This is a genomic window from Pseudomonas sp. FBCC-B1667, from assembly GCF_059133255.1.
Genome location: NZ_CP101437.1, coordinates 1,881,262 through 1,902,539, shown reverse-complemented (window position 1 = coordinate 1,902,539; position 21,278 = coordinate 1,881,262). Strand labels below are relative to the sequence as shown.

The 21,278-nt window shown below is 59.8% G+C and carries 17 protein-coding genes; all 17 read right to left on the bottom strand.

All coding sequences use genetic code 11. From position 1 onward, the window contains the following. Nucleotides 1-129: 129 nt before the first annotated feature. The 17 genes from NL116_RS08430 to NL116_RS08350 all read right to left on the bottom strand — a co-directional run bounded on the left by NL116_RS08430 (nucleotide 130) and on the right by NL116_RS08350 (nucleotide 21,180). Nucleotides 130-402, bottom strand: coding sequence for a hypothetical protein (locus NL116_RS08430; RefSeq protein WP_494376787.1), 273 nt, complete (start codon nucleotides 400-402; stop codon nucleotides 130-132). Beyond that, the gene (locus NL116_RS08425; RefSeq protein WP_494376786.1) at nucleotides 399-1,691 is read right to left on the bottom strand and encodes a motility associated factor glycosyltransferase family protein; all 1,293 of its coding nucleotides are present in this window, start codon (nucleotides 1,689-1,691) and stop codon (nucleotides 399-401) included. The genes NL116_RS08430 and NL116_RS08425 overlap by 4 nt, the downstream gene beginning before the upstream one ends. A 78-nt stretch (nucleotides 1,692-1,769) precedes the next feature. Then, complete coding sequence (locus NL116_RS08420; protein WP_027922344.1) at nucleotides 1,770-2,696, bottom strand: ketoacyl-ACP synthase III; 927 nt, start codon at nucleotides 2,694-2,696, stop codon at nucleotides 1,770-1,772. A 228-nt stretch (nucleotides 2,697-2,924) separates the two neighbouring features. Continuing rightward, nucleotides 2,925-3,977 (bottom strand): pseudaminic acid synthase, encoded by a 1,053-nt coding sequence (pseI, locus tag NL116_RS08415; RefSeq protein WP_494376785.1) that lies wholly within the window; start codon nucleotides 3,975-3,977, stop codon nucleotides 2,925-2,927. Next, complete coding sequence (pseG, locus tag NL116_RS08410) at nucleotides 3,970-5,475, bottom strand: UDP-2,4-diacetamido-2,4,6-trideoxy-beta-L-altropyranose hydrolase (RefSeq protein WP_494376784.1); 1,506 nt, start codon at nucleotides 5,473-5,475, stop codon at nucleotides 3,970-3,972. Before pseG ends, pseI begins: the two co-directional genes overlap by 8 nt. After that, nucleotides 5,472-6,173: a pseudaminic acid cytidylyltransferase gene (gene pseF, locus NL116_RS08405; protein WP_494376783.1), complete on the bottom strand. Its 702-nt coding sequence runs from the start codon at nucleotides 6,171-6,173 to the stop codon at nucleotides 5,472-5,474. Before pseF ends, pseG begins: the two co-directional genes overlap by 4 nt. Beyond that, the gene (locus tag NL116_RS08400; protein ID WP_494376782.1) at nucleotides 6,170-6,790 is read right to left on the bottom strand and encodes a pseudaminic acid biosynthesis-associated methylase; all 621 of its coding nucleotides are present in this window, start codon (nucleotides 6,788-6,790) and stop codon (nucleotides 6,170-6,172) included. The genes pseF and NL116_RS08400 overlap by 4 nt, the downstream gene beginning before the upstream one ends. Nucleotides 6,791-6,820: 30 nt before the next feature. Next, entirely contained in the window at nucleotides 6,821-7,990 is a 1,170-nt protein-coding gene (gene pseC, locus NL116_RS08395; protein ID WP_494376781.1) for a UDP-4-amino-4,6-dideoxy-N-acetyl-beta-L-altrosamine transaminase, read from the bottom strand. Between the two features lie 103 nt (nucleotides 7,991-8,093). Then, the gene (locus tag NL116_RS08390; protein ID WP_494376780.1) at nucleotides 8,094-11,024 is read right to left on the bottom strand and encodes a TIGR00180 family glycosyltransferase; all 2,931 of its coding nucleotides are present in this window, start codon (nucleotides 11,022-11,024) and stop codon (nucleotides 8,094-8,096) included. Nucleotides 11,025-11,079: 55 nt separating this feature from the next. Continuing rightward, entirely contained in the window at nucleotides 11,080-11,817 is a 738-nt protein-coding gene (locus tag NL116_RS08385) for a cephalosporin hydroxylase family protein (RefSeq protein WP_027922337.1), read from the bottom strand. A gap of 17 nt (nucleotides 11,818-11,834) precedes the next feature. Further along, nucleotides 11,835-12,905 carry a class I SAM-dependent methyltransferase gene (locus NL116_RS08380; protein WP_494376779.1) on the bottom strand — a complete coding sequence of 357 codons (1,071 nt, stop codon included), beginning with the start codon at nucleotides 12,903-12,905 and terminating at the stop codon, nucleotides 11,835-11,837. Further along, nucleotides 12,895-13,752 (bottom strand): NAD-dependent epimerase/dehydratase family protein, encoded by an 858-nt coding sequence (locus NL116_RS08375; protein WP_494376778.1) that lies wholly within the window; start codon nucleotides 13,750-13,752, stop codon nucleotides 12,895-12,897. Before NL116_RS08375 ends, NL116_RS08380 begins: the two co-directional genes overlap by 11 nt. Continuing rightward, nucleotides 13,749-14,975: a methyltransferase domain-containing protein gene (locus tag NL116_RS08370; protein WP_494376777.1), complete on the bottom strand. Its 1,227-nt coding sequence runs from the start codon at nucleotides 14,973-14,975 to the stop codon at nucleotides 13,749-13,751. Before NL116_RS08370 ends, NL116_RS08375 begins: the two co-directional genes overlap by 4 nt. Next, entirely contained in the window at nucleotides 14,972-15,532 is a 561-nt protein-coding gene (locus NL116_RS08365) for a dTDP-4-dehydrorhamnose 3,5-epimerase family protein (protein WP_494376776.1), read from the bottom strand. Before NL116_RS08365 ends, NL116_RS08370 begins: the two co-directional genes overlap by 4 nt. Next, entirely contained in the window at nucleotides 15,529-16,611 is a 1,083-nt protein-coding gene (rfbG, locus tag NL116_RS08360) for a CDP-glucose 4,6-dehydratase (protein WP_494376775.1), read from the bottom strand. Before rfbG ends, NL116_RS08365 begins: the two co-directional genes overlap by 4 nt. Then, nucleotides 16,593-17,366 (bottom strand): glucose-1-phosphate cytidylyltransferase, encoded by a 774-nt coding sequence (rfbF, locus tag NL116_RS08355; protein ID WP_494378023.1) that lies wholly within the window; start codon nucleotides 17,364-17,366, stop codon nucleotides 16,593-16,595. Before rfbF ends, rfbG begins: the two co-directional genes overlap by 19 nt. Nucleotides 17,367-17,583: 217 nt before the next feature. Beyond that, the gene (locus tag NL116_RS08350; RefSeq protein WP_494376774.1) at nucleotides 17,584-21,180 is read right to left on the bottom strand and encodes a glycosyltransferase; all 3,597 of its coding nucleotides are present in this window, start codon (nucleotides 21,178-21,180) and stop codon (nucleotides 17,584-17,586) included. Between the last annotated feature and the right edge of the window lie 98 nt (nucleotides 21,181-21,278).

The window sequence follows — 21,278 nt, the reverse complement described above, 5'->3', positions numbered from 1 at the left end:
AAAATGCCATCACACTGCCACCCCCTACGAAAACAACGGCTTGCACGACACCCACGAGAGAAAAATGACGCCAAAAAAATTGCACGCGACACCAAAAACACTAAACGGCGCTGACCGGCAGAGCACCGCTCAACGATGAGACTGGCCCGCTTCCAGCAAATCGATCAACTCATACTCCATCGAGTCCGCCAGCCCTAACCAGTCCTGTGCTTCTTGAGCGGCGAACATCAACATGAGCAACTGCGCCCACTGCTGCTGGAGCGCTGGAGGCGTTTTACTAAACAGGTCCTGCGATTTTTCGAAAACGTCGACCATAGACAGCGCCGCCTCGACATCACGCCCCAGTCGAAACAACCCCGCGCACTGGCGGCACTCAATGATGCATTGTGCAAATTCGGTCATTGCACAAACTCCTGATTGAACGCCGTACCAACAATCATTGCGCCTGCCCGACTGCTGTTGAAAAAACGCACCTTTGGGTGCCCGGCAATGTAGCGCTCCAGCTCACACAGATAACTGCGAAAATTCAACTGCGTGCTGACACGCTCACCATTCCCGTCGAGCACCCAGTGCCTGGCCTGACTGACACCCGGCCCAAGGTCACCATCGTTCCAGCCAGCATGGGTTTTGTTCATGGGAAACGCAAAATCGGCGCCGAACAGGGTAATCCGGTCCGCCCCCATTTTCACCGCCAAGTCCACCGCAGGATGAATCACACTGCCGCCGACATACAGTTCAGCCTTGCTGATCTGCTGGCGGAGTTCGGCATAGACCGGGCTGGCGGAATATCCGACGTAACGGACACCTTTCCAGGCCGCAAGCACCTGCGGATCACTCAATGGCAAATAGACCAGAGGGATGTCGCCGGTGTCTTCCGGCGGCAGGTGCCTGAAGCCGATGCGCTGATCGATAGTGACCACCACGTCCGGCGTAATGCCCTGCTCGCGCAGGGGTCTATAGGCGGTATCGACGCTGATGAACAACGGCCTCGGCTCTTGTTCGCGCACGGCCCGAAGCTGCTCGAAGTGCTGCTCAAGGCTAGGCCCGGTGGCGATTACATACACTTCCCGTCCTGAACATGTCGCGAACAACTCGGCGACATCGGCGTCCTGGCTGACGAGTGGAAGACTATCCCGAAGCCGCTGGATGATTTCAGGGGATTGCGGGTCGAACTCGCGATTATTGAAGGTCAAGTGCACTTCACTGATCAACCGGTCGCGAATTTTGGCATTGAAATCATCTGCCAGCAGCATCTCGGAGGGCAACGCAAAAAATGGCAAGTGGATGTCGGGCGAGTCACCGGCATACCTCAACTCAACCCGCGGGTCGCCGAGCCAGTGTCGCTGATCGAGCAACTGCAGCGTCAGCAGGAAAATCGCACCGTTGAGGATATGCACGTACAAACGCTGAAGGTCTGCGCCTTCAAGCAAGACGGACTGTAAATCACCCAGCCCTGTGCCGTAGACATGCGCCACCGCACAGGCGGGGGGCAGACTGGCTGCCTGCAGGCGTGCCTCACGGGTACGATCATGGCGACTGGTGAGCTGAATTCCGGAAATGCTTAGCGTCGAGCCTGAACCCTCCACCAGCTCTGCCTGCTCTTGTACGCTGCCTTCGGTCATCAACCGCGCAAACAACGCCGGCCAGCGCCGCTCTATCACCTGAGCATTGTGGTCAAAGCTGTCGCTCATATCGTCTCGCTCGCCATCCAAAAAAATAGCGCTCAAGGTTACACCCAGAGCGCTATTTTTAATGCCGGAAAATTCATCTCAAGGACGGTAAATAATCGCCGAGCCCCACGACAAGCCAACGCCGAAACCACTCAGCGCTACACGCTTCCAGCTGGAATCCAGTACGTGTTTTTCCAGCAGCAACGGAATGCTCGACGACACGGTATTGCCGGTCTCGACCATGTCCTTGAGAAACTTCTCCGGCTCGCCTTCGAAGCGCCGTGCCACGGCATCGACAATCGCCGCACTGCCCTGGTGAATGCAAAAGGCATCGACATCGTCGGCCGTCAACTGCGAATCGGCCAGCAGTTCATGCAAATGCGCCGGGACTTTGAGCAATGCAAAGTTGAACACCTGACGACCGTTCATGAAGAACACGCCGTCGGTCACCTTCAGGTGAGGCGCGCCGGAACCGTCGGTGCCAAACTTGGCCTTACCCAACTGCCATGGCGCGTTTTCGCCCATCCAGGTGGCGGTGGCGGCATCGCCGAACAGCATGGTGGTGTTGCGGTCTTCCGGGTCGACAATCTTCGAATACGGATCGGCGGTGATCAGCAGACCGTTTTTCAGGCCGGCGGCTTCCATGAAGCCCTTGATCGCGTAGATGCCGTAGACGTAGCCGGAGCAGCCCAGGGAAATATCGAACGCCGCCACGGTGGTCGGCAGGCCGAGCTTGTCCTGAACAATGGCAGCAGTGTGTGGCAGACCCTCTTCGTCACCGTTCTGGGTGACCACGATCAGCACATCGACCGCTTCGCGTTTCAAATCAGGGTTATTGGCAAACAGCGCATTGGCTGCTTCGACGCACAGGTCCGAGGTTTCTTGCCCATCGTCTTTGCGCGGCAGGAAAGCGGAACCGATCTTGCCAAGGATGAACTCTTCATCCTTCTCGAATTTTGCACCTTGTGCGTAATTGTCTATGCCGGCTACAGGAACGTAGCTCGCAATGCTTTTTATGCCAATCATTACGGCTTCCCAATAATAAACAGCCCAATACCACCGCTCGCAAGGATTCGAGGGCGCCGACAAACAGAGAAAAACGTCGCCCCGAAGCCGCGACAGCGGGAAGAATAAAAAGGCTATCACTGGGCCAGAAACAGGCCAGGCGCCACCTTCCCGATTAATACAATACAGTGAAGATGCGCGTTATGACTCACAGGTCACTCTATTTTGCCGAATCCAGCCGATAAGGTGTTATTCGACCAAGGACCAGTCCAGCGGGGTTCCACGCGTGATAGCGTGGCGGGCACGGCGGCCCAGAAGGGTTTCAGCGTGCTTGGGGGCCAGCCCCAGCCCCGGACGGATGGCGCGCAGATTGGCCGTGGTGAAGGGCTCGCCGGCGGCCATGTCCTGGGTGACATAGAGCGAGCGACGGTACACCAGGGATTTACGCTCGGCTTCAGTCACGCCGTAATGCACCTGGCCCATCGCCTGCCAGGCACGCTCGGTCTCCACGACCAGGCTGGCAAGCTCCGCCGGTTCCAGCGAGAAACTGGCGTCCACACCACCGGCCGCGCGGTCGAGGGTGAAGTGCTTCTCCACCACCGTCGCCCCCAGCGCCACCGCGGCCACGGAAACGCCGACACCCATGGAGTGATCGGACAAACCGACCTGGCAACCGAACAATTCACGCAGATGGGGAATGGTGCGTACGTTGCTGTTGGCCGGGGTCGCCGGATACGTGCTGGTGCACTTGAGCAGCACCAGGTCCTTGCACCCGGCCTCACGGGCCGCGCGCACGGTTTCGTCGAGCTCGGCGATGCTGGCCATGCCGGTGGAGATAATCAACGGCTTGCCCGTGGCAGCGACCCGGCGAATCAGCGGCAAGTCGGTGTTCTCGAAACTGGCGATCTTGTAGGCCGGCACGTCGAGACTTTCGAGGAAGTCGACGGCGCTGTCATCGAACGGTGTGGAGAATGCCAGCATCCCCAGCTCCTTGGCCCGGGCAAAAATCGGTGCATGCCACTCCCACGGTGTATGCGCTTTTTCGTACAAGGCATACAGCGAGGTGCCCGCCCACAGGCTGTTGGGGTCCTTGATGAAGAACTCACCTTCGGACAGGTCCAGGGTCATGGTCTCGGCCGTGTAGGTTTGCAGTTTCAAGGCATGGGCGCCGGCCTTGGCCGCCGCTTCGACGATTTGCAGCGCCATGTCCAGTGACTGGTTATGGTTGCCACTCATCTCGGCAATGATGAAGGGCGGCGCGTCAGCACCGATCAAGCGGTTGCCGATCTTGAAACTAGTCATTGCGGTGATCCTTCAATACGCGCGTGAACGCGCAGGCACTCTGGGTGAAACCGGCTTCGCGAAAGACCTTCAGCGACGGCTGGTTGGACGGCAAAACCTGAGCGGTGATGGCGGTCAGTTGTGGCCAATGACGGGTGACGAAGGCCTCGCCCCTGGCCAGTAGCGCCCTGCCCCAGCCCACACCGAAACGGCCTTCGAACAGATAAATCGACACTTCGGCTTCAACGCCACGCCGGTCATAACGCAGCACACCGACCGGGCCGTCATCCGCCTCGGCGATCAATAACAAGCGCTGGTCATTGCTCAGGCTGGCGGTCAGCCAGTTTTGATGGGCTTGTCTGTCAATGACAGCGGTCTGCAGCGACCAGCGCCGCACGGCCTGCGCGTTGCGGCCCTCGAACAACAGCGTCGAATCGTTCAGCGTCGCCGGGCGTATCTGTAAAACCGCGCCGGCCAATGCCGCCGCCACACGCTGCGCGCCACGACCATCGACCAATTGCCGGGAGCGTTCGGCGAGACTCTGGCGCATGCCCTGATTGTCCGCGACAAAACCCACGGCCTGACGCAGCTGTTCAACACTGACCTGCTCACGCGGCCCCAGGTAGACATGAGCCCCCGCCGCCGCCATGACCTCGCCATTGGCCTGCTGATTGTTCGACACTGCAATACAGATCGTCGGCAACCCCAGCGCCGCCCGCTCCCAACTGGTGCCGCCGCCGGCACCGACAAACAGGTCAGCCTTGGTCATCAACCGATAAAAGTCGCTGACAAAACTGTGCAAGCGCCAGTTTGGATGATCTGCCGCCAACGCTTGCATCTGTTCCCAGGCCGGGTTGTCGGCACCGGCCACAAAATCGACGTCCAGCTCATGCAAGTCCGCCATCGCCAACATCGCATGATGCGTCTGCATTGCCGCGTCGAAACCACCAAAGTTCACCAGCACCCGTTTGGCTTGCGGTTTGATCTCGATGGCTACACAGCAGAACTCATCGCGCAGCATCGCAAAACGCGGGCCGAGCAAGGTCTGGCAATCCCGTGGCAGCAGCGAGGCATAAGCCTCAGGCGTTCCGGACAGGTTCTGATTGAGCAGCAGATCGGCGTCGTAGGTGCGCGTCGCGAGATCATCCACTACGGCGATCCGGGGCGCCCAGCGCCGGGCTGCGGTTTGCCAGCGATGGTCGAGGCCATAGTGGTCGACGATGATCCAGTCGAACGCCGGCTGGCCTTTCAACGCCTGAGTCATTGCATCGATGTCCGCTTGCCACGGCAGCATCGATTCGATGGCTTGTTGCGGATCTTCATCGGGATAACGATCGGGCAGCGCAAAGGTTTCGAAGCCCTCACCCGCCAACGCATCCAGTCGATGGCCCGGCAGCAGACGACAGGCAAACGCCACGTGCGAACCCTGCTTGCGCAAGGTTCTGGCCAGTGGCAACAGGCGCGCAATATGGCCGCTGCCAATGGTCGGCGAGGCGTCGGAACGAATCAGCACCCTCATTGCACTTCACCGCCGGCTTTCAATGCCGCGTACAGATATTCGGCACGCTTCCAGTCTTCAACGGTGTCGATGTCTTGCACCAGATACCGCGGCAGAATCACTGGCAGGCTGAGTGGCGAGTACAACGCGTCGCCGCGCAACCATGCCTCTCGGCGCCCCCAGTAAAACTGACCCGCGTCTTGATAGGCCGGCGCCAAGTCCTGAGAGCGGGTGTTACAAAATTCCGGGTATAGCGCGGTCAATGTGCCCTGATCATCAACGGTCAAAGCACGCTGTACCGGGAAACCGAAATCACACACTGAAAATGCAAAGGACTTCGCCGGGTGTTGTCCCAACAACGTCAGCCCTTGCTGCAGAAACCGGGTTTGCAACAAGGGTGCGGTGGCGTAAATGCAGCAGGCAAAATCAAAGTTCTGCTCTCGCAACGCTTGTAAAGCGTGGGCGATCACCGTCGCCGTACCGGTGAAGTCATCCGCCAGTTCTGCGGGGCGCATGAATGGCACTTGAGCGCCGCACGTCCGGGCCAAATCGGCAATCTCTTCGTCGTCAGTGCTGACCAAGACCTGAGCGAACAAGCCTGAATCGAGAGCGGTTTGAATCGAGCGGACAACCATCGGCACGCCGTCGAACGGTTTCAGGTTTTTGCGAGGGATGCGTTTGCTACCGCCGCGAGCCGGGATAATTGCAACGCTGTTCAAGGGCGTTTTTCCAGAAGAAACCAGGTGATGTCATCCACCGGGAATTGCGGGTCGCGGTGATAGCAAAAGCCGTAGTCCAGCAGTTGCAGATCACTGTAACGGTCAAGCATCTCACCAGCGAAATCGCGCTTGAACAGCTTGCCGTTGTTGCCTCGATACGACAGCTCTATCGGCACCGGGTTGTAGTACTCGGCGATCAGGATGTAACGCTGGCTCAGCTTATACAATTGCGCATAGGCGGCGGGTAGCAGCTCGGATGCCACGTGAATAAGTACGCCCTTGCTCAAGGTCAGGTCGTAGCGGCGCTCCCGAGAGTAATCGAACAGAGAGCCTTGCCAGAGCTGCTCAATGTCCAACGCCTGGGCCTGGGCGCAGGCACGGGCATTGATCTCCACGCCAAACAGCTTGCATCGTGGCAGCAGTTGGCGAAGCGCCTGCAAATTGTTGCCAACATTGGTGCCCAGCTCCACCAGGCTATCGATGCACCCAGCGCGGGTCAGTGCTTTGGCAAACAACGCCAAATTCGCCGCCAGCAGTGGTTGACCGACATTACGGTCAACGTACTGGTTACCAAAATCGCCCTGCCAGAATTTTTCCTGCTCGGTCAATTCACGCATCACATTCTCATCGGCCCTTTTCGGCAATGCTTACTTAGTGAGTCGACGCAGTTGTTCGACCACATAGTCTTGTTCTGCATCCGTAAGGTCAGGGTACAACGGCAGGCTGATTGCCTCCGAAAAATAACGCTCGGCCTGCGGAAAGTCTCCATCCTTGAAACCCTGCCCCCGGTAATAGGGTTGCAAATGCACCGGAATATAATGCAGGTTCACGCCCACCCCGGCAGCCCTCAATGTTTCAAACACCTGTGCCTGGTTGAGCTTGAGTAGCGGCAGCTGCAACCGGACTACATACAGGTGCCAGGCCGACTCGGCACCCTGCTGAGCCACCGGCAATGTCACTGCTACACCAGCCAACAATGTTTGATAGCGCGCAGCCAATTGACGACGCTTGGCGACAAACGCATCGAGTCGCTTGATTTGCGACAACCCCAGCGCAGCGTGCAAATCGGTCATGCGGTAATTGAAACCAAGCTCGATTTGCTGGTAATACCACAAGCCCGTCTGCGGCACATTCATCTGCGCCGGGTCACCGGTAATACCGTGGCTGCGCAGGCGCCGCAAACGCTCGGCGAACTCTGGGCGATTGGTAAGTACCATGCCACCTTCGGCAGTGGTAATGATCTTGACCGGGTGGAAACTGAAAATCGTCATGTCGGCGTATTGGCCACAGCCGACTGGCCGTCCCAGATACGAAGCACCTACAGCGTGAGAGGCGTCCTCGATCAGGATAAAACCATAGCGCTCGGACAACTGCGAAATGGCACGCAGGTCACAACTCTGCCCTGCGAACGCGACCGCCACCACCACCTTTGGCAACTTGCCCGTCGCCTCGGCCCGTTCAAGCTTATCTGCCAGCAACCGCGCATCCATGTTCAGGGTGTGCGGGTCGATGTCAACGAAATCGACATCGGCGCCGCAGTAGCGTCCGCAGTTGGCCGACGCGACAAAGGTATTGGGACTGGTCCAGAGCAAGTCGCCCGGTCCAAGACCGGTGACCAAGCAGGCAATGTGCAACGCCGCCGTAGCGTTGCACACCGCTACGGCGTACTCCGCCTGACAGCGTTCGGCCAAGGCTTTTTCAAAGCGCTCAATCGTCGGCCCCTGAGTCAGCCAGGGCGAATTGAGCACTTCCATGACGGCATCGATATCCGTCTGATCAATGTTTTGTCGGCCGTAAGGAATCTTGTAAGTCAGCATGGCCGTGACTCAACACAGTACCCAACCAGCTGGCAGGCATGAGTATCCTTGAACATCATCTTGCCGTTGCACATGTGATAAGTCCTTCTGTTGACCAGACCGCTTAAGCCAGCAACCGCGCCCAATCCACGCCGGTCGCGCTGCCAAGGGTGAAACCCTTGCCGGTCAGGGCGAGGTTCTTGTTGTACGCCAGATCGTGCTGGAATGGCCCAGGCCATTTTTCACGCAAGGCCTGAAGGGCCTGCGGTGCATCGGGCAGGGTGCCGGGGTGAATGACCTGAACCTGTGGCGTCCACACCACCAGATAACCCGCCTGGCCAACTTTCAGGCACAGATCCACGTCGCTGAAGGCTTCGGCGAATACGCCTTCGTCCAGCCCACCTACGTCGTCGAACAAGGCTTTGCCGATCATCAGGCACACGGCCGATACGGCCGAGTAGTTTTGCTCCAGCACCAAACGATTCAGGTAGCCCTTGGCATCTTTACGTTCGCCCACAAACGCCGAACCGACACCGTCATGCATCCCCAGAATCAGTCCAGCCTGGGTGACGTTGCCGTCACGGTCCTGCAACTTGGCACCCACTACGCCCACTTCCGGGCGCTGGGCCTGGTTGAGCAGGGATTCGAGCCAGTTCGGGTTGACCACTTCACTGTCTGCCGCCAACAGCACCAGGTATTCACCCTGGGCCTGTTGAGAGGCCTGGTTGTACAAGGCCGACGCGCTGAGACGTGCCGGAACCCGCAGGATACGGACCCTGTCACCCGGCTGCCCCAGGCCGTCCAGCCATTGCAGGGTATCGCCGGACTGGCTCGCGTTGTCGGCGATCAACACTTCGTAACGGGTGTAACGGGTGCGCTGCACAATCGCGGTCACGCAACGTTGCACCTGCGCCAGGTTGTCTTGGCTCGGCACGATGATCGACACCAGCGGGCGTTCAGTGTGACGGTAGTCAATGCGGTAGGTGCCGGGCTCATCCGAGGTGACTTGCGCTTTGTAGCCACGGGTTGAGAGGTGGCGGATCAATGCCTGACGCTCGTGGGGATTGTCTTCCAGCACGGGCGCACGGGCGATCAGCAGCGGTTCGTCCAAATGAGCCAGCCAGGCCAGGCCACCCTCTTCGATAATACGCAGCAACAGATCAAACTCCAGCGCCTTGCTGAAGTCGGCCTGATAACCGCCTGCGGCCAACCATACATCCTTGCGGATCAGCCAGTGCCGCGCCATCAGCGCGGGCAGACTTTGCAACAAATCAAGGTTGAAGCCAGGACGGAATACGTCCACCAACGCGCCGTGGGCGTCACGGTGAATTTCGTCCACCGCCACCGCTCGGCAGTCCGGTGCAGCGTGCAACTCCAGACCGGCGCGCAACAGACCGCCAGCGGTGAATTCATCACCGGCTTCGGTCAGCAGTAACCAGTCACACGTCGATTGACGCGCGACCTGATTGAGCTTGTCGACATAATTGGCCTGGGTTACCCGAACGAAGTGCAGCGTATTGCGCTCAGTCGTTGCCGCCAGTGGCTCGCCCGTGGTGAACACCACAATTTTGAAGGCGTGGTTGCGCCCTTCCAGCAAACTATCGAGCGTGACCTGAAGCTTGGCCGCGTCGTGATCGAGGTCCAGTATCAGAATGCCGAATTGTGGGCCTCCGTTGTGGGCCGCCAGGTGACGCGAAGTGGCGGCGACTTCATCAGTGTCCGGCGTACGCGCTGCCAGCCACTTGAGCAGGCGACCGGAGCGCATGTCACCAAACGCCTCTTCATGGCCTTGAATCGATACCGCGTCCAGACGCTGGCCCCAAGCGAACATCTTCTGCGCCTCGTCGGTTTTGCCCAGAAGTTCCAACTGCTGCGCCAGGCGCTTGACCACCTGACGGTTGAACGGACCTGCGTCATACGCATGCCACAGCCGATCGACAACGCTTTCGGCGGTGTCGTTGTTGCGTGGCCGCATCATGTCTTCCTGGTCCGCCCAAATACCTTCCAGCCCTTGAAGCTGAACGCGCCCGGCCGGCATGGCGTGCAACAGAAACTCATACTGACTCAGCAGATCAAAAAACGGCTGGTTGTAGTAAGGCAATTCAACGTACTGCATGACCCCGAAGCGGCGTTCCGGCCCCTTGTGCACGTCGGCCCAGCGCGACTCGATAATCGGTTCGGCGGTCAACGAGCAGCCGGTGCGCAGGCACTCGGCCATTGCCTCAAAACTCTCCAGAGCCAGCTGCTTGCCCTGAGCCTGATCCAGGCCGGTGTGCGCAGTTGGCAACGTTGACAGCAACTGGGCGAAAACCTCACGTTCCGCCACCGACTTGGCATCGCTGGCACTCAGGGTGGTATAGACCTCTGTCTTGTGTTCCGAGGTCAGGTAATTGACCTCACGCACGACGTAAGGAATAGGCAGCATTCGCGCCTTGGACCTTGCCAGCATGTAGTACGCATGGCCGATTTCCTGCCATTCGAAACTAATGTCCTCCGGCATCATTGCGTACCAGTCGCGCAACAGTTCGACGCGGTGGACGGCGTAGAACGGCGGAATGTACTGCTGCATGAAATCGATGACCCGGTCCTGAGCACGCTCGGACGAATAGTCTTCGCAGACCTTCTTGTCTCGTCGGTAGTAGCTCACGCTACTGGCCAGCGCCAGGTACATCAGGCAGTAACCGTGGCACATGCCGTAATCGGCGTTCGACTCCAGGAATGAGACTGACGCGTTGAGCGCGTCATGCACAATGAAGTCATCGTCGGCGGCGAACACCATGTACGGCGTGGTGACCTGCTTGACGCCGTAATGCAGTTTGGCGCGCAAGCCCTGGTAGCCAAACTCCGGCAGATGCCGATAGTCGACTGAAGGGTACACACCCTCGATGCCCTCAGTGATGTGGGTCGAGGAGTCCAGCAGTAAAATCCTGCAAGGCAAGCTGCTGTAAAACTTAGCTGCCCGGCGAGCAAATGCCGGCCGGTTGTGGGTGACCAGCACCACCGTCAACAACTCGTTCAGTGGTAATCCGCTTTCAGAACCGTACTTGCCTTGCATTGTCTTTCCCCACAACCGACTGTCGCCCGATGAACTCAAGAAATGATGGTGTTGCTTAACGAACCCGACGCAGATAGCCGTCCGGCGCCACGGTGATCAGCAGCTTGTTCTGCAACTGACGGTCGATCTCGAAGTCAGCGTTTTCTTCCAGGTATTTCCACACGGCGGTCTTCGGGTTGTCGCCTGGGCCCCATGGACGGTCCGGGAAGAAATCGGCCGGCATGTCTTCAACCACGGTGTCCATGACCACGCAGTAGCTGTCCACCGACACCAGCGGTGCGTACAGGCGCAGCTCTTCCAGCACGTGATCGTGGGTGTGGTTGGAGTCGAGCACGAGGATGACTTTCTTGCCCTCGGCGGCAGCGCGTACTTGTGCGGCGATGGCCTCGTCGATGCTCGAGCCTTCGATCATTTTGATGCGCTTGCTCATCGGGTGGCTTTCGATGGCTTCGCGGTTGTGCGGGCGAATGTCGAGGTCGATGCCCAGCACTTCGCCGTGCCCTTGCAGCTCCAGCAACGAGGCGTAGTAGATGATGGAACCGCCGTGGGCGATGCCGCATTCAATCACCAGGTCGGGTTTGACCTGCCAGATGATTTCCTGCATTGCCATCATGTCTTGCGGCAGCTGGATGATCGGGCGGCCCATCCACGAGAAGTGGTAGCTGTACTTATGCTTGGCCGATTGGTTGAAGAAATCCTGGGCCAGACCGGTGAGTTTCTGGTCGTCGCCCTGAGCGGCGATTTGTTCTGCGCACTCGGCTTCGAAGGCTTTATTGATGGTGTTGTCAGTCATTTTTCTAATCTCAATAGTCACTGGAACGAAGCGCTGTCGACGGCGTGATAGACGTAGCGTCCATCGGTCATCCGCTTGATTTCTTCGAGGTAGTTGGAATTCATTACAAACAGGTTGGCGCCTTCGGGCAGCGCGTCCATGGCCTCTTGCGGCGAGGACACACGCACGCCGCTCAGGGGTAGATAACGCCCCTGCTTCGCCGGGTTGATATCGACCACGCGATCCACCGCCACACCGGCCCTTTGCAGGAACAGCGAATAGATCACGCCTTTGGACGATGCGCCCCAGATCGCCGAACCCTGCTGGGGCGCGTCCTGGATAATCTGCACTGCGCGCTCGAGGCTCGTAGTGAAACCTTCAGGCAAGTCCAGGCGTGGCACCGGTTGTTCCGGGGTCAGGCGCAAGGTCGCCAGGTCGGCCACGATGTACAGGTACTGGCCGCCGAACAGGTGGCCGGCCTCGTGCACGTTGCCGAACATCCGGCGCAGGTCATCGAGGCGGAAGTAATTGACGTGCTCGTAGAACAGGTCAAACCAGGCTTTGTGCTCGAGGATCCAGTCGAAGCACGGCACTTCGATGTAGATCTGCCCGCCCTGATTGGCGTGGGCGATCTCGGCGAGAAAACTCACCGGATCCTGAATGTGTTCCAGCACATGGCGCAGCACGATAGCGTCCGCCGCCAGGCCAAGGCCACGGGTGAACGGCGCCTTGATCACGTCGGCGTTGTCGCCTTCGTAGGCCGGGTCGATACCGGTGATGGCGTAACCCAGCCCTTTGAGCAGTTCGAGGAAGTAGCCCTTGCCGCAGCCGACTTCGATCAGTTCCCGGCCCTTGAAGTGGCGAGCAATGATGCCCTCGACATCACCGAGGTGCTTCTGGAACTGGCCCGAATGCGCCTGCTCGTTCTGGTAGTCGGCGTCGTAGCTCAGCTTGTCGGCATCGAAGGCCTGGTTGAAGATCAACCCGCTTTTTTCATCCTGCACCAGGACCATGTCGGCACACGCCGAAGCCCTGGCCGACTCGGGGTCGGCGAAGGTGCGGTTTTGCAACACCGGCAGGTCGGCGACCCGGTACAACTCATGCCTCATGCTCTGCTCCCAGTAGCTGTTGCAAACGGTCCGCCACGCCCCAGAACGCCATCGGCTCGTGGGTCGGGTATGGATAATGACCGAGGTTCAAATGGATCGACGCGCCGCGCTCACGCAGCCGCTGCTCGACCAGCGCCCGCACCGAAACCGGCTGGCCGCTGGAGCAATTGATCACGCCATCGAAGTCACTCTGCTGCACGATAGCGGCGAGGTAACCGGCCGCAGTTTCAATCGCCAGGTAATCACGCAACTGCTCACCGGCCGACATGTTGAAGCTGGCATCGCCCGCGTCGATGGCGCGGTCCAGCGCGGCGAGCAAACTGTTCGGGTTTTGCCCTTCGCCGTGCAGGTAAAACAACCGTGCCCATTGCAGAGTGAACGGTTGAACCTGCTGCAGGTTTTGCAGAAACAGGCGCAGCGTATTTTTTGCCAACCCGTAGGGGTTGCTCGGCTGCGGCGCGCTGTGTTCGCTCAGCGGGCCACTCTGCATGCCGTATTCGAAACAGGTGCCGGTGATCAACACGTGCGAGACGCCCGCCTCGACCGCACCCTTGATGAACCGGTAATCGGCCATCAGGTTGTGCTCGAAGTGGAACAGCGCCCGATAGTTCGGCAACCCTGGCCAGGCCAGGTGCGCCAACGCGTCGACGCCATCGGTCAATGCGGCGATGTTCAAATCGTCGGCGTGAATATCCGCCGCGACGAATTCCACCGCATTGATCCACGGCATGTTCGCGGCAGTCTCGGCGTTGCGCGCCACGGCGCGGACTTCGCAGCCACGGGCGAGCAAGGCGGCGACCAGATGACGGCCGACAAACCCGGTGGCACCGGTCACGAGCACTTTCACAGTACGGTCAACTCAGGCACGGCGATCACGAAGCGCCCCTCCCACTGACGCACCTGCGCCAGTTGCTGACTGACTTCGGTCAGCAGGTTCCACGGCAACACCAGCACGTAATCGGGCTGCTCGAGGTCGATCTGCGCTGGCGACACAATCGGAATGCGGCTGCCCGGCAAATACTTGCCCTGCTTGTGCGGGTTGGCATCGGCCACCCACGCCAGCAAGTCCGGTTTGACCCCGGCGTAGTTGAGCAAGGTGTTGCCCTTGGCCGCGGCGCCGTAACCGACGACGCGTTTGCCGTCGGCCTTGGCCTTGAGCAGGAACCGCAGCAGTTCGTGTTTGATGCGTTCGGCGGCGGGTGCGAGGGTCGCGTAGTACTCGGCAGTTTTCACCCCGGCGGCGAGTTCGGCTTGCAGTTGCTTGGCAACCGTTGGTTGCACGTCGCGGCCTGCACCGTCGGCACGCTGGACGAAAACCCGCAGCGAGCCGCCATGGGTCGGCAACTGAGCGACGTCGAACACTTCTAGTCCATTGCGCTCGCACAAGGTCTGCACAGCGGTCAGCGACAGGTAGGAATAGTGCTCGTGATACAGCGTGTCGAACTGCTGGCCGGCCATCAGCGTCAGCAGTTGGGGAAACTCGAACGTCGCCACGCCGCCCGGCTTGAGCAAGGTGGCAAAACCACCGAGGAAATCATTGATGTCCGGCACGTGGGCCAACACGTTGTTGGCGGCCATCAGGTCGGCGGACCAGCCTTCGCTGACCAACTGCGCCGCGGTGTCGCGACCGAAGAACAGTTCACGAATCTCCAGGCCTTTGTCTCTCGCCGCTTGCGCAGTGCTGCGGGTCGGCTCGACGCCCAGGCACGGAATGCCGCGACCGGCGACGTACTGCAACAGGTAACCGTCATTGGCAGCGATTTCCACCACGCGGCTGTCAGCGGTCAGACCGAAGCGTTCGGTCATCTCGGTGACGTAACGCTCGGCATGGGCCAGCCAGGTGCTGGAGAACGAACTGAAGTAGGCGTACTCGGCGTCGAACAGGCTGTCGGCGCTGGTGTAATCCTCGGTCTGCACCAGCCAGCATTGCTGACACACCGCCACCTTGAGCGGCACCCATTGCTCGGCTTGCTCCAGCTGATCGGCGCGCACATAAGCGTTGGACGGCGGCGAGGTGCCGAGGTCAATCAGCGGCAAGGCCAGGGAAGTCCCGCAACCACGGCAATTCATACACGCACTCCAGCGAAGTGGTCATCAAGCAAGGGATGGCTGGAATCCCGCGCCGACAGATTATTGACAGGCAACGGCCAGGCGATCGCCAGCCGTGGATCGTTCACGCTCAAACCACCCTCGTGCACCGGCGTGTAGTCCGCGCTGTGCAGGTAGAGCAATTCGGCGTCGTCAGTCAGGGTCTGGAAACCGTGGGCGAACCCGGCCGGGATCAGCAGGCTGCGACCGTCACCGGCACGCAGGTGCTCGGCATGCCAGTGCAGGAAGGTCGCGGAATCGGGGCGCAAATCCACCGCCACGTCCCAGACTTCGCCGCGCAGGCAGGTGATCAATTTGGCTTCCGGCGCGCTCGCGTTTTGATAATGCAAACCACGCACACTGCCCCGCTCACGGGTGCAGGAATGGTTGATCTGACGGATATGAAACGGCTCGCCGAAAGCGCTCAGGCTGCCTTCACAGAACAGGCGCGCGAAGTACCCGCGCTCATCCTCGAAGCGTTTGTGCTGCACGCTGAACAGTCCGGCCAGCGGCAATGGCGTTATCGAAAACTCGCTCACAGCGTGCCTCGGTACAGGTTCAACTGGCCCAAGGTGACAGCGCGCATGTCGTCGCCGTTTTGCCAGGCCAGGTGCCAGTCCAGCGTCTGGGTCAGGCACTGCTGCAACGACCAGCGCGGTTGCCAGGCCAACAGCTGACGGGCACGGCTGCTGTCCAGGCGCAACAGGCCGGCTTCATGCAACTCACTCGGTTCGATACGCAAGCCACGGGCCTGCGGCCAGCGGTTGGCGAGCAACTCGACGACTTCGCCGACGCTGCACATGTCCGCCTCACTCGGGCCGAAGTTCCACGCACCGGCAAACTCGGGGCCTTGTTCATAGAGACCTGCCGCCAGTTGCAGGTAACCGGCCAGCGGCTCCAGCGCGTGCTGCCATGGGCGCACGGCTTGCGGGTAGCGCAGGGTCACCGGCTCGTCGGCGGACCAGGCCTTGAGCACATCGGGAATCAACCGCTCAGGTGCAAAATCACCGCCACCCAACACGTTGCCGGCGCGGGCGGTGGCCAGTGCCAGACCGTGCTCGCCGTACTTCTCAGCCGGGAAGAACGACGCGGCGTAAGACTGCGCCAGCAACTCGCAGCAGGCTTTGCTGCTGCTGTACGGGTCGTGGCCACCGAGGGCTTCGTTTTCGCGGTACGGCCACAGCCATTCCTGGTTGGCGTAAACCTTGTCGGTGGTCACCAGCACGCAGGCACGCACACCGCCGACCTGGCGGATCGCTTCGAGCAGATTGAGGGTGCCCATGACGTTGCTGGAGTAAGTCCCCAGCGGGTCGCGATAACCTTCGCGCACCAGCGGTTGGGCCGCCAGGTGCAGGACGATTTCCGGTTGGGTCTCGGCGATCAGCTCCAATAAGGCACCGAGGTCACGCAGGTCGCCGCGCTGATCGTTGATGCCTTCGTGTACGCGCGCCAATTCGAACAGGCTCGGCTCGGTGGACGGGTCCAGCGAAAACCCGCTGACCTCGGCACCGAGGCTTTGCAGCCACAACGTCAACCAACTGCCCTTGAAGCCGGTATGGCCGGTCAGCAGAACCCGCTTGCCGCGCCAGAATTCCTGGCTCAGTCCCATTGTTTCCATGGGGCCTCCCCGCTCAGCCACAGCTGCTCAAGGTGGTTTTTGTCGCGCAGGGTGTCCATCGGGTGCCAGAAGCCGTCGTGCTGGAAGGCTTGCAACTGCTGCTCGTTGGCCAACGCGGCCAATGGCTCGGCTTCCCAGGAGGTCTGATCGTCAGCAATGTAGGGCAGGACCTTGGGCGACAGGACGAAGAAGCCGCCATTGATCCAGCCGCCGTCACCGCGTGGTTTTTCGATGAAGCCTTTGACGCTGTCACCGTCGCGTTCCAGGGCGCCGTAGCGTCCCGGCGGCTGCACGGCGGTCACGGTCGCGAGCTTGCCGTGGGTCAGGTGGAAGTCCACCAGGGCACCGATATTCAGGTCCGAGACGCCGTCGCCGTAGGTGAAGCAGAACGCCTGTTCGCCTTCAACATAACGGGCGGCGCGACGCAGGCGGCCACCGGTCATGGTGTCTTCGCCGGTATCGATCAGGGTCACGCGCCACGGCTCGCTGTAGTTCTGGTGAACGTCCATGCGGTTGTTGGACATGTCGAACGTGACGTCGGAGGTGTGCAGGAAATAGTTGGCGAAAAAATCCTTGATCGCATAGCCCTTGTAGCCAAGACAGATCACGAAGTCATGAATGCCGTGAGCGGAATATTGCTTCATGATGTGCCAGAGAATTGGCTTGCCACCGATCTCGATCATGGGCTTGGGCTTGAGGTGCGACTCTTCGCTGATACGCGTGCCCAGACCACCCGCCAGAATAACTGCCTTCATCATTTCCCCTCTTGTTCGTCACAGCGCCAGCCCAAGCCCGACAGGGCTTTGCGACCATCTGGATAAATCGCATGAGGCAGCATCCATCAGCTTCTGGCTGCGTCGCACATGCTAGATTTATGGCGATTTTCAGGGGACTTGCAGGAAACGCGCCAGCTCGAACGGCGGCGCCGATGTAGCCGCTACCGTTGGGCAGCGACGCCATCAAGGGGACGGATCAATCGGCCAGCCAGCCATTCTCCCAGTAACGCACATTGTCACCGCGCAGCATGAAGTCACGCAGAACCGCCTCGCGCAATTCATCGCCCATGCGGTAGCTGGCATCAGGGTCTGCCAGGTGCATGCGGATGGCTTGCAGCCATTCATCGGTGGAGTTGCTGACCACCCGTGTGCAAGGCAGGTAACCCCGGTAGGCCTCGGTATCGGTACAGACCACCGGGTAGCCACACGCGCCGTACTCCAGCAAACGCAAGTTGCTCTTGCAATCGTTGAAGATATGGAACTCCAGCGGCGCCAATGCCAGGTCCAGGTTCAGACTGGCCAGCTTCGCCGGGTAGATGCTCAGGTCGATGACACCATGGAACTCATACACGTAGGGCAATAGCTCTTCGGGGCACATGCCGAAGAACACCCAATCCACCTCATTGGCCAGTTCACGCACTACATCAGCAATAATCGCAAGGTCACCTGAGTGGCTGGTGCCGCCCCCCCAGCCCACCCGTGGCTTTTTCGAGGTACGACGCTGACTGCGCAGATCACTCCAAAGGTGAGTGGCGAGCATATTCGGCACGACCCGAATGTCGTGATGCATGGACGACAACGCATCGGCCAATGGCTGGGTCGACACCACGACCCGATCGCACAGCCCGATAGCGCGACGAACCAAACGCTCCATCTCGACGTGGTCCGGCATATTGCGAATGTGCAGGTTCTTCTTCGGCGCCTTGATGACATAGTCATCCAGCTCGTAAATCAGCCTGGCATTGGTGTAGGGCTTGAAGGCAGCGATGTCATTGATCGGCCCTTCGCTGTAGCGCCCCTGCAAAATAATGACATCCGGTGAGTCACGTTCGATGTCGATGATCGAAGGAAAATCGTAATAGACCCGCCCGGTTGCCCGCCCCGCCTTCTCCAGTTCAATCAGCGGCTGGAGGGCGCGGTAATGGCCGACCGCCGAAGAGTTGACCGGCAGCGCCATCACTTTCGGAATCTGGCGCGCAGAAAATGGGCTCCATCCTGCGCACATGCCTGGGTCCAGGCTGAAGCTGGACCCCCCCGGCGTATTCAGCATCAGGTTAGGGTTGTAGGCCGGATCGCGAGCAATGATGGGCAGCCAGCGATGGTAAAACGCCTCCTGCTCCTGAGCTCGTAGCGCCAGTTCAGCCGCTCCCACCTCGACGGCAGGCGATGTCCCGATGGTCAGTTGCGCGTACGGAGTCCATACCACCAGATACCCGTTTTGTCGGACTCGCAGACACAGGTCCACTTCGTTGAGGGTTAACGCGAAGTCCTGGGCCTGGAAGCCCCCCATACTCACGAACAGCGTTTTGCGCACCATCAGGCAATCAGCACCGACCGCGCTCAGATCCTGAACCACCAGCAAGCGGTGCATATAACCCACTGAATTCAGCGGATCACCGAGAAATGGCGAGCCCGCCGGACCTTGTAGCCCGAGTATCAGACCGGCATGCAGTACGCGGCCGTCAGGGTTGAGCAGCTTGCCCCCCACCACGCCGACTTCCGGACGTTGAGCATGATTGAGCAACTCATTTAGCCAGTCTCCACGCGTAATGACCGCATACGGGTTGAGCATCAGCACGTAATCACCACGGGCCTGCCGCGCAGCAAAATTGCGCGTTGCCGCGATATTTCCCTGCTGCGCAAATACCTCCACCCGCACCCGATCACTGCCCAGCTGAGCCATGCCACTGAGCCATTCAAGTGTTTGCGGCGACTCACTGCCATTATCGATCAACAGCAACTCGTACTCGCTGTAAGCAGTTTTCTCGAGAAGCGTTTCAACACATCGCTGCACAGCAGCCAACTGGTCTTTGCAGACAATGATGATCGACACCAGCGGGCGGGTCGTATGCAGGTAATCGACCCGATTGAGCAAGGTAAAACTGCCCTGGCGAATCTCATGGGCAACGCCCAATCGTTGCAGATGCGCCTCCACCACCTGCGGGTTGAGGTCAATGACTTCAGGCAGTGCCAACCATTGCGCCAGGCCCAGAGTCGATTCCAGCATCACCTCGGCGATATGTTCGACGACCGTGACGTCGTCATTTTCGACCATGCGCCACAGCATATCGTGAGGCGCCAGTTCGCCGTGGCTTGAATTGAAGCCGCCCAGCGCCAGGAAACGCTCACGCTCAAACGCCAGGGCGCGCCCGACGTATGGATAGCTGCGCATCAGGTCCAGATTGAAATCCGGTTTGAAGACCGGGTCTGCCGATTCACCGTCGCGCAATCCACCTTCATCGCCGTAGATACACAAAGCGCTCGGCGAGACACTGATTCGCTCGGCCAGCAGCAACAGGGCCGGCTCCACCAGTCGATCGCCAGCACGCAGCAGATAGAACCAGTCCGCCCCGTCGAGTTGTGCCAGCAATCCGTTGATCTGTTCACACCAGTCATGCTGCAACGGTAAAGTGAACACCCGCTTGTCGAGATGCGCTTCAGTGCAGGTACTGGACAACACCAGGGTCAGTTCCGGCGCATAGAGCTGTTCGTCAAGGCTCTGCAGCGTGAGGTCCAGACCGGCACGGCTGGCCTGATCATTGATGATGATCGGGACGATCTTCGGTTGCCGCGACCAACCGGCCACGGTTTCCGGCAACAGACGTCGTTGAGTGTCGCTGAGTGTGCGACACGCCAGCCATTGTGCGTAAAGCTGAGAAAAACTCTCGCTGGCAACACCCACCCGATACTCCTGGTGAGCCTGGCGCGTACCCAGGGTCCGACTCAAGGCCACTTCGTCCCAGACGCGCGGTTCTTCTTTACTTCGACTCAATGGCAAGTACCGGACCCACCCCCCGGCGGGCGCACCTTCGCCGCCGCGCACTTTGAGCATCTGCACCAGCCACTGCCTTTCCACCTCGGCCGCGTCCTTCATCGGTTGCTGACGGCTCAAACGATCCGGATGCAGCCTTTCGATGCTCAACACATAGTTGAGTTGCGCGGTGTTGCCCCGACGCATCAGGCAGATATACAAGGCCAGATCGAGAGACGCTACAAAGCAGTGGCCGGGTTGAGTCAGGGCCGGCAGCAGCGCCTGCACATCCTCGCGGCGAAAAAGTGCGTTACTGAACCCACCGAGGAAGTTGATGGGAAAGTTTTCGAAAATCGCCAGCAGGTCATCGCCCTTGAAAATCCCGCAAACCGGCGACAACGTGCTGTTCTCCAGGCGAGAGGGCAGCGGGTGATCGTCGGCATCCCAGAAAACGCGCTGAGCCAGCACCAGATTGATGTCCGCGTTCTCGGCCAGCACCTGCGCCTGGCGCTCGATGCACGCCGGGGACAGTTGATCGTCATCACAGAGAAACTTGATGAATTCGCCTTCAGCCTCATCCAGGCAGGCCAGCAGGTTGCCGACAAAACCCAGCGTCTGCGGATTACGTACATATCGCACGCGCAACACCGCATCACCGGTCAGCGACTCGACAACCTTTTGAATTTCATCGCCGCGACTGTCGTCGCACACAATGATTTCAAGGTTGGCGTATTGCTGCATCAGGGCACTGTGCAGGGCCCGGGCGAAGAAACGCGGGTTGAACGCAGGAATGACGAGGCTGACTAGGGAGACTGGATTCACGACGGGACTCTCAAGCGGTGGATGCTCACCCGGCCGGGTGAGCCCCCTGGTACCGCTGAAAAAAGGCGATTGGTTATTAGCGACTTACGGCCGGGCGC

What these genes read in the sequence shown, in the direction of transcription:
- NL116_RS08430 (WP_494376787.1), bottom strand. Translation starts at nt 402, where the DNA reads ATGACCGAATTTGCACAATGCATCATTGAGTGCCGCCAGTGCGCGGGG.
- NL116_RS08425 (WP_494376786.1), bottom strand. Translation starts at nt 1,691, where the DNA reads ATGAGCGACAGCTTTGACCACAATGCTCAGGTGATAGAGCGGCGCTGG.
- NL116_RS08420 (WP_027922344.1), bottom strand. Translation starts at nt 2,696, where the DNA reads ATGATTGGCATAAAAAGCATTGCGAGCTACGTTCCTGTAGCCGGCATA.
- pseI (WP_494376785.1), bottom strand. Translation starts at nt 3,977, where the DNA reads ATGACTAGTTTCAAGATCGGCAACCGCTTGATCGGTGCTGACGCGCCG.
- pseG (WP_494376784.1), bottom strand. Translation starts at nt 5,475, where the DNA reads ATGAGGGTGCTGATTCGTTCCGACGCCTCGCCGACCATTGGCAGCGGC.
- NL116_RS08400 (WP_494376782.1), bottom strand. Translation starts at nt 6,790, where the DNA reads ATGCGTGAATTGACCGAGCAGGAAAAATTCTGGCAGGGCGATTTTGGT.
- pseC (WP_494376781.1), bottom strand. Translation starts at nt 7,990, where the DNA reads ATGCTGACTTACAAGATTCCTTACGGCCGACAAAACATTGATCAGACG.
- NL116_RS08390 (WP_494376780.1), bottom strand. Translation starts at nt 11,024, where the DNA reads ATGCAAGGCAAGTACGGTTCTGAAAGCGGATTACCACTGAACGAGTTG.
- NL116_RS08385 (WP_027922337.1), bottom strand. Translation starts at nt 11,817, where the DNA reads ATGACTGACAACACCATCAATAAAGCCTTCGAAGCCGAGTGCGCAGAA.
- NL116_RS08380 (WP_494376779.1), bottom strand. Translation starts at nt 12,905, where the DNA reads ATGAGGCATGAGTTGTACCGGGTCGCCGACCTGCCGGTGTTGCAAAAC.
- NL116_RS08370 (WP_494376777.1), bottom strand. Translation starts at nt 14,975, where the DNA reads ATGAATTGCCGTGGTTGCGGGACTTCCCTGGCCTTGCCGCTGATTGAC.
- rfbG (WP_494376775.1), bottom strand. Translation starts at nt 16,611, where the DNA reads ATGGAAACAATGGGACTGAGCCAGGAATTCTGGCGCGGCAAGCGGGTT.
- rfbF (WP_494378023.1), bottom strand. Translation starts at nt 17,366, where the DNA reads ATGAAGGCAGTTATTCTGGCGGGTGGTCTGGGCACGCGTATCAGCGAA.